The organism is Arcanobacterium pinnipediorum, from assembly GCF_023973165.1.
Taxonomy (GTDB): domain Bacteria; phylum Actinomycetota; class Actinomycetes; order Actinomycetales; family Actinomycetaceae; genus Arcanobacterium; species Arcanobacterium pinnipediorum.
Map to the genome: position 1 here is coordinate 1382651 of NZ_CP099547.1, position 13398 is coordinate 1396048.

Annotated in this window: 12 protein-coding genes; all 12 read right to left on the bottom strand. The window is 50.7% G+C overall.

Features of this window, described 5'->3' with window-relative positions; all coding sequences use genetic code 11:
* Window positions 1–120 precede the first annotated feature (120 nt).
* Complete coding sequence (gene deoC / locus NG665_RS06165) at window positions 121–783, bottom strand: deoxyribose-phosphate aldolase (RefSeq protein WP_252672835.1); 663 nt, start codon at window positions 781–783, stop codon at window positions 121–123.
* 66 nt (window positions 784–849) lie between these two features.
* Window positions 850–1563, bottom strand: coding sequence for a hypothetical protein (locus NG665_RS06170; protein ID WP_252672836.1), 714 nt, complete (start codon window positions 1561–1563; stop codon window positions 850–852).
* Entirely contained in the window at window positions 1563–2852 is a 1290-nt protein-coding gene (locus tag NG665_RS06175; RefSeq protein WP_252672837.1) for a thymidine phosphorylase, read from the bottom strand. The genes NG665_RS06170 and NG665_RS06175 overlap by 1 nt, the downstream gene beginning before the upstream one ends.
* On the bottom strand, window positions 2852–3331 hold the full coding sequence (locus NG665_RS06180) for a cytidine deaminase (RefSeq protein WP_252672839.1): 480 nt from the start codon (window positions 3329–3331) through the stop codon (window positions 2852–2854). Before NG665_RS06180 ends, NG665_RS06175 begins: the two co-directional genes overlap by 1 nt.
* A 68-nt stretch (window positions 3332–3399) precedes the next feature.
* Entirely contained in the window at window positions 3400–4698 is a 1299-nt protein-coding gene (locus tag NG665_RS06185; RefSeq protein WP_435366695.1) for an ABC transporter permease, read from the bottom strand.
* A gap of 17 nt (window positions 4699–4715) precedes the next feature.
* Complete coding sequence (locus NG665_RS06190) at window positions 4716–5987, bottom strand: ABC transporter permease (protein WP_252672842.1); 1272 nt, start codon at window positions 5985–5987, stop codon at window positions 4716–4718.
* Entirely contained in the window at window positions 5987–7537 is a 1551-nt protein-coding gene (locus NG665_RS06195) for an ABC transporter ATP-binding protein (protein ID WP_252672844.1), read from the bottom strand. The genes NG665_RS06190 and NG665_RS06195 overlap by 1 nt, the downstream gene beginning before the upstream one ends.
* 188 nt (window positions 7538–7725) lie before the next feature.
* Complete coding sequence (locus NG665_RS06200) at window positions 7726–8817, bottom strand: BMP family lipoprotein (protein ID WP_435366696.1); 1092 nt, start codon at window positions 8815–8817, stop codon at window positions 7726–7728.
* Between the two features lie 260 nt (window positions 8818–9077).
* Window positions 9078–10205: a mannose-1-phosphate guanylyltransferase gene (locus NG665_RS06205; protein ID WP_252672846.1), complete on the bottom strand. Its 1128-nt coding sequence runs from the start codon at window positions 10203–10205 to the stop codon at window positions 9078–9080.
* A gap of 109 nt (window positions 10206–10314) precedes the next feature.
* Complete coding sequence (locus tag NG665_RS06210) at window positions 10315–11610, bottom strand: YihY/virulence factor BrkB family protein (protein ID WP_252672847.1); 1296 nt, start codon at window positions 11608–11610, stop codon at window positions 10315–10317.
* On the bottom strand, window positions 11610–12479 hold the full coding sequence (locus tag NG665_RS06215) for an exodeoxyribonuclease III (RefSeq protein WP_252672849.1): 870 nt from the start codon (window positions 12477–12479) through the stop codon (window positions 11610–11612). The genes NG665_RS06210 and NG665_RS06215 overlap by 1 nt, the downstream gene beginning before the upstream one ends.
* Window positions 12480–12522: 43 nt before the next feature.
* Window positions 12523–13365 carry a bifunctional methylenetetrahydrofolate dehydrogenase/methenyltetrahydrofolate cyclohydrolase gene (locus NG665_RS06220; protein WP_252674094.1) on the bottom strand — a complete coding sequence of 281 codons (843 nt, stop codon included), beginning with the start codon at window positions 13363–13365 and terminating at the stop codon, window positions 12523–12525.
* Between the last annotated feature and the right edge of the window lie 33 nt (window positions 13366–13398).

Here is a 13398-nt window from a genome sequence, read left to right on the forward strand (position 1 = left end):
CCTAACCCCACAAGACTTTTCTAGAATCTCAACCTAGAAAAGTACAAACGTCAGGTCCTAACTCCTATGATAGGAGTTAGGACCTGACGTTTTAGCGTTTACAAGGAATATCCGCGCCCATCACTCAGGCAAGGAATCAATAACCTTCTGTGTACCGGATAGCCCGAGGCGGGTTGCGCCAGCTTTCATGAGCTCAAGAGCAAAGGTGCCATCGTGAATACCACCCGATGCCTTAATCTCAAGTTCATCACCGACGGTAGCCTTCATCACTTCAACCGCATGAACCGAAGCACCTCCGGCAGGATGGAAACCAGTGGAGGTCTTGACGAAATCAGCCCCAGCATTCATCGAGGCTTGACATGCCTGAACGATTTCTTCATCGGTTAATGCAGCCGATTCGATAATCACTTTGAGCACAGCGTATGGAATAGCGTCGCGCACAACAGCAATATCGTATTCAAGTTCTTCCCAAGCACCTTCCTTAGCAAGGCCGAGGTTGATAACCATATCAACCTCTTGGGCGCCGGCAGCTACTGCACGAGCAGCTTCTGCTGCTTTGATTTCTGATGCAACTGCACCCGATGGGAAGCCACAAACAACTGCAAGTTTGATATCGCCTAGATCAATATCTTCGGGCAGTGGAAGCATGGATGGAGATACACACACTGAGTAAGTGCCCAGCCGCTTAGCATCTTCGATCAATGCCTTGACATCATCGATGGTTGCTTCTGGCTTTAACAGGGTGTGATCTACAATTCCTGCAACTTCTTGTGGGGTTGCCATAATATCTCCTTTTTCAAAAAGTACACATCACTAGTGTGCTTAGTTTCTTGTCTCTATTGTATCGTCTTAAAAATTGTTCTTGCCCGGAAGAACTGCCCAAACTACGTGTGACCATCGCCCAAGGGCTCGGAGTCTAGTTCGTCGTTCCATCATAATATGGAGCGGAACATGGAAGATCTTCCCCGCCGCCGGCTCATAAATCTGTAGTTGTGGAAGTCCGTTCGCAGTATAGTTCTCCCCTGGTAGCACACCAATAATATGACGCGGTACCGCGGCGCTTAATGAGCGGTGAGAGTTTAGCGAACCTCCGGTATATAAAGCTGAGGCTTGCCCAGCGCAAGCCGCGTGGAACGCCCACTGCAGGGCGTTCCACGTCGATTCACGCCGGTCGTTTAATGCAAACGTTTGATAGGTTATCTGGCTGGTAGAAAATTCTCGAGCCAGCATCCATGGAGTTGTCCCCCACATGCGCGGCCAATGCGAACCACGATGCATGCGATCAAACATTTGTGCCTCGTGCTTAGCTAGCGACGCCTTATCATAGTGCGCCGCTACCAGGTCACGCGGATCGTGACCGCCACGAACGCGGTCAACAGCTAGGGCCACCATCGCTCCACACGTATAGGGCGTGGTCTGGGAAAAGTCTCCAGAACCATAGCCGTGTGAAGCATAGGATTCTAACACCTCAAAATCGTTAGCTGACAGCCCCGTATACGGAAAACTGACTGCCGTGTCGATCGACGTCGCCAAACTAGCAAGCGACGAGACGTTGATGAGCATTAAGAAATCCGGTCCAAAATAACTGACTGCGGAGCATTAAGTTCGCCGCCAATCACAACTCCACCCTCGAGGGATTCCAGGGCACGCTCGATACGTGACTCATCGTCGGTATGTAACGTCATGAGCTTTTGTCCCTTCTTCACTGTATCGCCCGGTTTGGCATACAGCTCAATTCCAGCAGCTGCCTGGATCGGCTCTTCCTTGAATGCTCGCCCAGCACCCAATCGCCATGAGGCTACGCCGACAGCCAACGCATCCAACGTAGAAAGTACGCCATCAGACTGGGCAACAACATCATGGGTATGCTTCGAAACTGGCATCGGCGCGTCTGGATCTCCGCCTTGGGCTTGAATCATCTTGCGCCACACGTCCATCGCTCGGCCATCTTTGAGGGCTTGGTCAATATCGGCATCGGGCTGGCCGGCCGCAGTGAGCATTTCGCGTGCTAGGGCGAGGGTTAGTTCGACGACGTCGGAGGGCCCGCCACCAGCCAATACTTCAACAGATTCTTCAACCTCGAGACCATTACCGATCTTCATACCCAAAGGCGTTGACATATCGGTGAGCAAGGCTGTAGTTTTCACGCCGGCATCGGTTCCTAAATCAACCATTGTGCGCGCTAATTCTTGTGCCTTGTGCAAATCCTTCATAAAGGCACCGGAACCGACTTTGACGTCGAGGACGAGAGAGTCAGTTCCTTCAGCAATCTTCTTAGACATAATCGATGATGCGATCAGTGGAATGCAATCAACTGTTGAGGTGACATCGCGCAGTGCGTAGAGTTTCTTATCTGCAGGTGCCAGGCCAGATCCGGCGGCACAAATAACTGCCCCTGGGCCGGAGAGCCCGAGTTGGTCCATGATTTCATCGTTGGATAAGAACGCTCGCCAGCCGGGGATCGCTTCGAGTTTGTCCAAGGTACCTCCGGTATGGCCCAAGCCGCGGCCAGAAAGTTGGGGCACGGCTACTCCGTAAACGGCCACTAACGGGGCAAGTGGCAAGGTGATCTTGTCCCCCACGCCACCGGTGGAGTGTTTATCTGCCGTGACTCGGCCCAGTCTGGAGAAATCCATCCGTTCACCGGAATCGATCATGGCATTTGTCCATTGGGAGATTTCTTCACGATCCATACCGTTGAGGAAAATTGCCATCGCAAGCGCTGCCATCTGTTCATCGCCGACGACGCCGCGAGTATAAGCATCAATCGTCCAATCTATCTCGTCTTTAGATAGCTTGCGACGATCGCGCTTATTGCGAATAACATCAACAACATCAAATTTTTCCGCCATTATTTCTCCTTCTTCTGTACCTTGTGTGTTTCTTTGACGCTATCACGTAACGCATACGGCGTTTCAATAGTGATTTGGCTTGTTTCAACTAATGCCAGGTCTGCTGGAGTAAAACCCTGTGGCAATACTTCATCCATGGTCATAATGCCGGTAGGCATGGTGACTAAGAGATTGGGCCCGCCGTGCTCATAGAGGAGTTGGCGGCAACGGCCACAAGGAACGATCACATCACCGTTACCGTTGACGCAATAGAAAGCGACGAGCTTGCCACCGCCGGTGCGGTGGAGCATTGACACTAAACCATTTTCAGCACATGTGCCCAAACCAGTAGAGGCATTTTCAACGTTACACCCCGATACCAGCCGGCCATCATCTACTAATGCGGCTGCTCCTACCGGATACCCAGAGTATGGGGCGTATGCGGTTTTCATAGCTTCAATTGCTAATTCTTTAAGCTCATCCCAGTTTATTTCAGGCATATTAACTTCTTTCTTTTATCGTGGAACGCGGGTGGGCCGGCATAGCCGGCCCACCGATCCACAAATTGTTACTTGATGTATGGAATGTTTTCTGCAGCTGGTGGTCGAGACTTACCAACGAATCCAGCAACCGCTATCACGGTGATAATGTAGGGGATCATGTTGACAAGTTGGGATGGGATCCCGCCGTGGAGATTTGGCATGAGCAACGCTACTGCTTTAGCGAAGCCGAACATTCCGGCAGCACCAAGAGCTCCAACTGGATGCCACTTGCCGAGGATCATCGCAGCTAGTGCGATGTATCCGTTGCCAGCAGACATGTTATCGGTAAACGCCAAACCTTGATCGATGGTGAAGTATGCGCCACCAAGACCGGCAATTGCCGAACCGAAGATTGTGTTGCGGATACGAGTGCGATTAACGTTGATGCCCACAGTATCTGCAGCGCGTGGATGTTCGCCGCATGCACGCATCCGCAAACCCCACCGCGAACGGTATAAGAAGATCGTCAGTAGTACAACTGCTACGTACATGATGTAGACCAAAATGGTTTGGTCGAAAAGCATTGGACCAAACACTGGGATATCTGCGAGTAACGGAATCCGTACCTTTGATAGCGAGTATTGGTTCGTATTGAAGATATCTGCGTTAGCTGACATCACTGTGCCGTAGAAGAAGGTTGTTAGTCCAAGACACAAGACGTTGAGTACCACGCCGACGATAATCTGATCTACCCCGTACTTAACTGCAAATAGCGCGAGTAAGGATCCTACGAGGCCACCTGCAATTGGGGCGGCGATCAATCCGAGGTAGGGGCTCTTAAAATATGATGCTGCCATCACGCCGAAGAATGCACCCACAAGGAGCTGGCCTTCGATAGCGATGTTAACAACACCCACATGCTCACTGACCACACCAGAGAGCGCTCCGAAGATCAGTGGCGTGGAAATGGCAACCGTGATGCCCAGCGTGGAGGTCAAGGTGACAGCTCCAGCCGAACCACCACCGGCAAAGACTAAAAATCCAAAGACGGTTAATACGGCTACTAAGATGGTGGCAAGTGTATCGAGGATACGTCCTGTTTTGCCATATTTTCCTCGCCCAAGAGTAGACAGGACTGACCATATCGTAGCGATGAGGATGATCGCGCTAAAGATCCAGAGGGTTGCTACTGCGGGGACGGAAAAATCTGGGATATCGATTGAGGAGGCACGATCGTTGAGACGGATACGCGCATCACCAGTTGCGTTTAGCGCAAAGAACAATGCCAGAAGCGCTGCTAAGCCATACGTTACTGGCATCTTCCAAGAGAGTTTGCCGATGACTTCTGGTTGCTGTGCGCCAGTAGCTGACGTGGTTTTGTCCATGACATGATGAGTTGCACTCATGCTGACTCCCCCTTTCCGGTAGATGCCTGCGCATCTACGGCAGTTACCTCTGTTTTTTCTTCACTGTGTGAATCGGAATCCGTGCGATCAGTCTTGGTTGCACCGATCGAGGCCGCATATTCGCGCAAGCCTTTTCCATCGGGTTTAGGCAGATGGAACATCCAACGAATCAGTGCGGGCGCTGCGATGAATAAGACGATAACAGACTCTAGAATCAAGACCATATCTACTGGTACGCCTTGGGCTTGCATCGCGTAGCCGCCTGCTTTAAATGCGCCGAAGAGTAAACCGGAGAAGAAAACACCTAACGGACGATTGCGCCCTAGTAGGGCAACCGTGATCGCGTCGAAGCCAATGGTGCCTGCAACACCAGCGGTAACTCCTTGTTGGCCCTGGTACATGGTACCCAATGCTTCATTCGCCCCGGCAAGTCCGAGAAAAACGCCGGAGACAACCATTGTTAGGGTGGTGACTTTCGCGATTGACATACCTGCAGTTCGCCCGGCGTGCGGATTTGCTCCTACTGCGCGCACTTCGAAACCAAAGGTAGAGCGCTCCAAGATCCACCAGAATGCAAATACTGCAATGAGGGCAAGGATGAAACCTAGATGGATCTTGAATGGTGGCGGAAGGAGAGCCGGCAGCGCGGCGGTATCTTGGGCAACAGGAGTGATCGGATTGTTTTGCCCTGGCGAATGCCAAGAATCTAGAGATAGCAGATAAGAGAGCAACAGGGCTGCAATCGAATTCAGCATAATGGTAACAATAACTTCGTTAGCCCCGGTTTTTGCCTTCAGATATCCTGCAATACCGGCATACAAGCCGCCTGCAAGTGCCGCTGCGAGGAGGGCAACGAGCAGGTGAATGCCGTAGGGCAGGTCATAGCTAAATGACACCCAGATAGCGGCCAGCGATCCAAAAATCATCTGGCCGGCACCACCGATATTGAACAATCCGGCACGGAAACCAAATCCTAAGCCTAGCCCGGCCAAGATCAGCGGCGTTGCGTAGAAGAGAGAATCCATAAACGGGCGGATAGCATAAGTAAATCCACGGTTGAGCGCACTGGCATTAAAGATCGAACCTTTAAACATTGCGCCATAGGCATCAAAAACTGATGCTCCGGTTACCATAATCAGTAATGCTCCGATAAGGAATGCTAAGACGATCGCAATAATGCCCACTAGCCATCCCGAACGTGGTATCGCGTGGCCGATTGCCTTAGCCCACGCACCAGCACTCAATGAGCTTGTTTTGTTTGTCTGCATCACTTAGCTCCCTTCATTGGCGTAGCATTACCAACTTGGGCAAATGCTTCATCTTGTGGCACACCGGCCATCATCAACCCTAGAACGTCTCGAGAAGTATCTGCAGGGACAATGCCTACGATCTTCCCGCGGTACATAACGGCAATACGATCTGCAAGTGTTACAACCTCATCGAGTTCTGAAGATACGAGAAGCACTGGCGTGCTAGCATCGCGCGCTTCGACGATACGTTTATGAATAAACTCGATCGACCCAACGTCCACGCCACGAGTTGGTTGGCTAGCAACAAGCAAGCGTAGCTCACGCGAAAGTTCGCGCGCCACCACAACTTTTTGCGCATTTCCACCCGAGAGCGTGGAAATAGGATCAGTAATTCGGGTAATACGGATATCGAACTCAGCTACTTTTTCTTCTGCGTTCTTCGCTACCGCTGCCGGATGCATCGCAAGTCCGCTAGCAAAGGGTTTATTGAGATATTGATCGAGTACGAGGTTTTCCGCGATTGAGAACGATGCAATCATGCCATCTTTTGATCGATCTTCTGGAATAAACCCGATACCAGCATCAATGTTCTTGCGAACCTGACGGCCTTGAATCTCGTGTCCATCTAGGGTGATTGTGCCACGATCGGGCTGGACCAATCCCAAGATCGCTTCTGCTAGTTCAGTTTGTCCATTGCCTTGCACGCCGGCAATCGCTAAAACTTCGCCTCGCTGAAGTTCGAATGAGACATGATCAAGTAATTTGGTTCCGTTTGAATGCACAAGGCTGACATCGTTAAACGCTAGCCCAACTTCACCCAGTTGCGGTGGGTTCTTCTCTAGCTGCAGCATCACTGGCCGGCCAACCATCTTAGTTGCAAGTTCAGTTTCAGACGACGTCGGGCTGGCGGTTCCGACAACTGCTCCGCGCCGAATAACGGTGATATCGTCAGCAACGGCTCGTACTTCACGTAGTTTGTGGGTAATAAAGACGATTGATGTTCCTGATGCAGCCAACTGCTTCATAATTTGCATAAGCTCATCAGTTTCCTTGGGAGTAAGAACTGCAGTGGGTTCGTCAAGGATAAGGATTTTTGCGTCTCGGGATAATGCCTTGACAATTTCGACTCGCTGCTGGGCGCCAACTGGAAGGTCTTCAATATAGGCATCTGGATCTAGATCGAAGCCAAATCGTTGCGAAACATCGATAACAGTTTGGCGCGCCTTCTTAATATCAATGATGCCTGCTGTTCCAACTGGCTCATATCCCAGGGCAACAGATTCAGCAACAGTAAAGACTGGGATGAGCATGAAATGCTGGTGGACCATTCCAATACCTGCGGCAACCGCATCTCCAGGACCGTTAAAGGTTACTTTCTTGCCATCGAGAAGGATTTCTCCCTCATCGGGTTCATAAAGTCCATACAAGACGTTCATGAGGGTCGATTTACCAGCGCCATTTTCTCCAAGCAGAGCATGGATATGCCCTTCTTCGACGACGAGGTCAATATGATCATTGGCAATAAGCGGTCCAAACCTCTTGGTAATGCCTCTTAGTTCCAGCTTCACGCTGAACCCCTTTCGTTCCGCAGTCCCGGGTTCCCCTGAGATTTATGTAGATCTATCATACTCTCTTTAGCGAATAAAATCTGACCGGGAGCGTCAATCAATACCTATATAAAACGAGAGTGAGGATCTTAGGAGATTATCCGTAAAATCCTCACTCTCGAGCATGTCACACTAGATTACGAGCATGATCAGTTTGCTGCTGGCGATTCAATCTTGAGGTCACCTGAAGCAATCTTAGCTTCGAGATCCTTGACTTCAGACTTGAGTTCGTCAGAGAGCTTGGAATCGAAATCGTGGAATGGAGCGATGGAAACGCCCTTGTTCTCGATGGTGCCAACGTATGGCTTCGATTCGAATTTACCGTTCATAGCATCCTTGATAGCTGCCTTAACAGATTCGCCGATGTCCTTCATGACGGAGGTGATAACAATGCTCTTGTAATCAGCTGCCGATTCATACCAATCGGAGTCAACACCGATGATGAATACGTTTTCAGCTTCCTGAGCTGCAGCAGCTGCACCTAGACCAACTGGGCCAGCTACTGGCATGATGATGTCTGCACCTTGAACGATGAACTGCTGAGCCTGCGACTTGCCCAATGCTTGATCGTCGAAGGAATTGGTGAACGAACCGTTCTGGGTTTCTTTATCCCAACCAAGAACCTTCACATCGGTTCCCTTAGCCTCGTTGTAGGCCTTAACACCATCAACAAAACCGTCCATGAAGATCGTAACGGAAGGAATCTGAATTCCACCGAAGGTAGCAACGGTACCGGTCTTGGTAGCGCCAGCGGCTACGTATCCAGCAAGGTAAGCAGCCTCTTGGGTGTTGAACAATAGTGCGCGGCCGTTTTCAAGCTCGACTGGCTTTCCGTCTTTATCAGTAAAGCCGGAGTCGATAAGGCCGAAGTGGAGGTCAGTGTTTTCTTCTGCTGCCTTCTTAATTGATGGTGCGAGCAAGAAGCCAACACCGATGATGAGAGAACAGCCATCATCAATCATGGTTTGGGTATTTGGGCCGAAATCGGAATCGCCCTTTGACTCTGCAGTGTTGACTGCAACGTTGAATTCTTTCTCAGCTTCCTTGAGACCGTTGAATGCGGATTCGTTGAAGGACTTATCGTCCCAGCCGCCAGCATCGGAAACAAGGCATGCCTTGAAGTCGCTGGAACCTGATGACATTGCGTCATCTGACGACTTCTTTTCATCGGTGCCAGAACAAGCTGACAAAGCCATTGTGGATGCCGCAAGAATTGCGACGAAAGACTTGAATTTCTTCACTAGTATCTCCTGATCGAGTTTTCCAGTTTGGCGATAGGTAGCAACCAAAACCGTACAATACTTAAGAATAGGCATGTTCTTAAGTCCGTGCCACCCGATTTGATAGATGGGAGTCGTTTCTCGGCATTTCGTTATCGAACCGATATAAAATCGCGACTTTTCCTTGATAAAACGCCATTATGTGACCATATAATGACCCATCTAACAGGATTTTATCCCACTATATGAAACAAATTGTCCACCTGCTAACATGGCGTCAGCTATAGCAGATGGTCTAAATCAGCTGCGTGCACCTGATCGACAATATCCTTGACTTTTTGCGCACCGGCGACTGAGGTCACCAACACAACATCTGCAGTATCAACAACAACCACGTCTTTCATACCCACAAGAGCAATCGGCCGGTCATAGGTAAACACTGTGCAATTATCTGAATCAACGCTAAATACCGGCTGCTGAGCGCCCCCTTCACTGCGATGAGATACAATCCCAGAACCATCAGAGCTTTCACGGTTTCCATGCAGTATCTCATTAACCGCAGCGAAATCACCGACATCGGTCCAGCCCATAGATGCCGGCACCACTGCAATACCACCATCTGCAGCAAGTGGTTCGGCAATAGCATGATCGATGGCGATCTTGTGGACCGTGGGCCACACCGAATCAAGGATCGAAGCGCGATTAGGCGTATCCCACTCTCGCGCAATAGCCATAATCCCCGCATATAGCTCTGGTTGGTATTTAGCCAGCGCACCCAACAACACATCGGCACGCGCTACAAACATCCCCGCATTCCAAAAATACGTGCCACTAGCCACATACTTCGCAGCCGTATCTAGATCGGGCTTTTCTAAAAACTCGCTAACCCCATAAGCACCTGGCACAGCCGAAAGCGGATCGGTTGCCCGAATATAGCCAAATCCGGTAGCTGGCGAGTTCGGCTCAATACCAATCGTTGATACATAGCCTTCGCGCGCAGCATCAACGGCACGGACCACCACGGAACGAAATGCTTCAGGCGCACCAATGAGATGGTCTGCTGCAAACGAGCCAACCACAACATCACCGTGACGTTGGCGAATAATCGCCGTCGCCAATCCAATCGCAGCCATGGAATCACGCGGCGAAGGCTCAGCAACGAACTGCTGTTCGCCTAACTGAGGAAGTTGGCGCACTACAGCTGGCATATGTGCAACTCCGCTGACCACCATAATGTTTTCACCCGTTAAAGGTGTTAGCCGCGCGACGGTCTGTTGCAACAAACTCGACCCAGCACCGGTCACATCCTTGAGAAACTTCGGTGAACTGGCGCGCGATACCGGCCACAATCGAGTGCCTGCACCACCAGCTGGAATAATCGCATGAAAATCCTTCAACCCAACCTTCACTTCCTACTGCCTCCAAACTCGCACTGCCTACCCGATCTGTGTATTCAAAACATACAACCAGATAACTCTTGAGATTGTGCTCGCGCACAACACTCTTCGCGGCTAGAAACTATTTGTCGTTTTCCCGAGTTCGCTCATCTTGCAGCTGGCGAGCCACCTTCTCCCCAATTATTTTCGGATCAGCCTGAGCTCGCGTCGCAGAAGTTGTGGGGACAGTTTTGTTCATATACGCCTCCCACGCCGACTGCGCATAATCTTTGCGCGCCGCATCGACTCGTTCTTGCGCTCGTTGAAGATTATCTTCTGCTCGCGCGATACGCTTCTGCTTCCACGCCGCCCGAGGGCCAGACCACGGCGGAACCAATTCTGCTTCCTGATCGTTTTCTGGATGCGGTGCAACAACACCAGTCATCGGATCGTAATTCCAGTCAAGAGTTTCGCGAACAGTTTCAGTAACATAATTTGGGTACTCATCAGCATGCTCGAGCTGAGACTTCGTCGGCTCGCCAGGAGCCGGTGGATTGGCCACAAACGCTGCCGCTACCAAAGTTACTTGGGCAAGCAAATTCACCCAGATCAACAATGTAGCAATAGCGGCAAACGGCGCCAATAACGGATTGTCAGAAACTGATGAGACCACCGTCGTACCTAAGAAACGCAAAACCGACGATGCAATACCTGCTAGGAGAGATCCTTTTACTAAATCCTTCAATGGCGGATGCGCACCAGACATAACACTGAACAAAAACATGAAAATAACGGTGTCAACTACCAAGGCAATCAAGATGGTGCCTACTTCAATGAAGAAGGAGCCCACTGCGCCCGGAATATTCAACCATTGCAAAATTGTTTCTGAAAACTGCGTTGAGATAGTTACCAACGTGACGGTTGCTAACGCCCCGATACCAATCATTAAAAACCCGGAAAGATCCATCAATTTAGCTTTAACGAATGGGCGTGAAAGATAAGTGATACCAAACATCCCCAAAATAGCGATGCGCAACGCCGTCATCAATGATGCAGCCGACCACAACAACACCACTATCGAAATAATCGACGCGACATTAATCGGGTTTTCAATAATCAACGCATGAGGATCCAAAAGTCCCGACGGGGATTCTTCGGTTTTCAAAATCCCTGGCAGTGAGGAGTTAACTGTTTCAAACAATGTTTGGCGCAGTTCATCATTGCCGCCTAGCGTATAGGAGAACACGGTTAGAGCAAGTGTGAGCGCACCACCGATAGCGAAAAGAGCCGAATAGGCTATTCCACCGGCAAGTAGGTAACCACGCGCCCAACTATAGCGGCTAAATGCGCGCACTGGCCGGAGTTGGAACACCCATTCAATAAGGCCAGTAATTCGTTCCATCAGCGTTGGCTTTGGAGCCACCGTCACATCTTCCATCAGTTCTCCACATCATAAGTAACGAGCAACGGAGCATGATCTGACCAGCGCATATCATACGAATCCGCCCGGTCAATCCGAACCGATTGGGCACGCTGGGCTAAAGCAGGAGTGGCTAAATGGTAGTCGATACGCCACCCTACGTTGTTTTCAAAGGCCTTACCGCGCTGCGACCACCAGGTATATTCAGCTTGCTCATCGCCAATCAGCGAACGTTGGACGTCTACATACCCGAATTCGCCCATCCATTTATCCAAATAAGCGATCTCCGGATCTAGCACACCTGCGGTCTTATTATGGTTAGAACGCCAATTGGTGATATCACGCTCGGTGTGAACGATATTAAAATCACCTGCCATCACGATATGTGGCATATCAGGATGGCGATGGCGCTGTAGCTGGACTAAGCGGGTAGAAACTCGATCCAGGTGGGAGTACTTCGCAGCCATTTTCGGCTCATCGCTCGCATTACCCGAATGTAGGTATGCACTGATAAACGTGGTGTGCAGCTGCGGGATATCAACTTCGACCCACCGGCCGGTATCTACCGCTGGCTCGGCGGGGCGATCCCAGGCAGTTGTAGCATCTGCATCGGGATCTGCATCTGGTAGGTCTGCACCTAAACCTATACTAACTCGGCCAATATCGAGTCCTTGCTTTACCGCAATAGCAACCCCAGCACGTCCTTTAATCTCGCAGGCTTGCTGGAGGATCTGGTAATCGCTACCAACTAGCCCAGGAACCAATTCTTCTGGCGCGCGCATCTCTTGCAGTAACAGCACATCCGGACGAACACTCGCGATCCATTCTTGCATTCCCTTACGCACCGCGGCGCGAATTCCGTTGACGTTACAGGTAGCTACTAGCATAGGTGCCTTTCCAATTAATTATTCTTAATTAATTGTACGGGGTTTATGAGTTTTGTTCACTTGCTTCGACGACGTTGGACAACAGCATCGCTCGAGTCATTGGCCCTACCCCACCCGGATTTGGTGAATAGAATCCCGCTTTATCGAATACTGCTGGATCGACATCGCCGAGCATTGCGGATTTTCCGGTTTGTGGATCGGTTACACGCGAAACGCCGACGTCGAACACAACCGCACCTGGGCGAACCATATCTGGGGTGATCATCTGAGCTACCCCGGCTGCGGCTACGATGATATCGGCACGCAAGGTGTGCTCGGCTAAGTCTTTGGTTGCGGAATGGCACGCATCGACGGTGGCATTAATCGAGCGCGAGGTAAGTAGGATTGCTAGGGGTTTGCCAACGGTTGTTCCGCGCCCAACAATGCACACATTAGCGCCAGACCATTGGACTCCATATCGCCGGCCAAGTTCCACGATACCCATCGGGGTACACGCAATCGGAGCAGGAATTTCGTTAGCGAGCCGGCCGATATTGACCGGATGTAGCCCATCAACATCCTTGGTGGGCTCAATTGCTTCCAACACTTTTTGGGTATCGATATGCCGAGGTAATGGCAGCTGCACGATGAAGCCCGAGCATTGCGGATCTTCGTTGAGCTTATGTACCTGGGCAAGTACTTCTTCGGTAGTTGATTCTTCGGGCATATCTACTCGTATCGAGTTAATCCCTACCTCAGCGCAGTCCCGATGCTTCATATTGACATACATCTGAGATCCGGGATTTTCTCCAACTAACACGGTAGCTAGCCCTGGCGTGTAGCCTAGGTTAGCAATTTTTTCTTTTAGTTCTTCTTTGATCTGGGCCAGAGTTGCCCGCCCATCCATCTTCACCGCAGTGCTCACCTACACTCCTCCTCT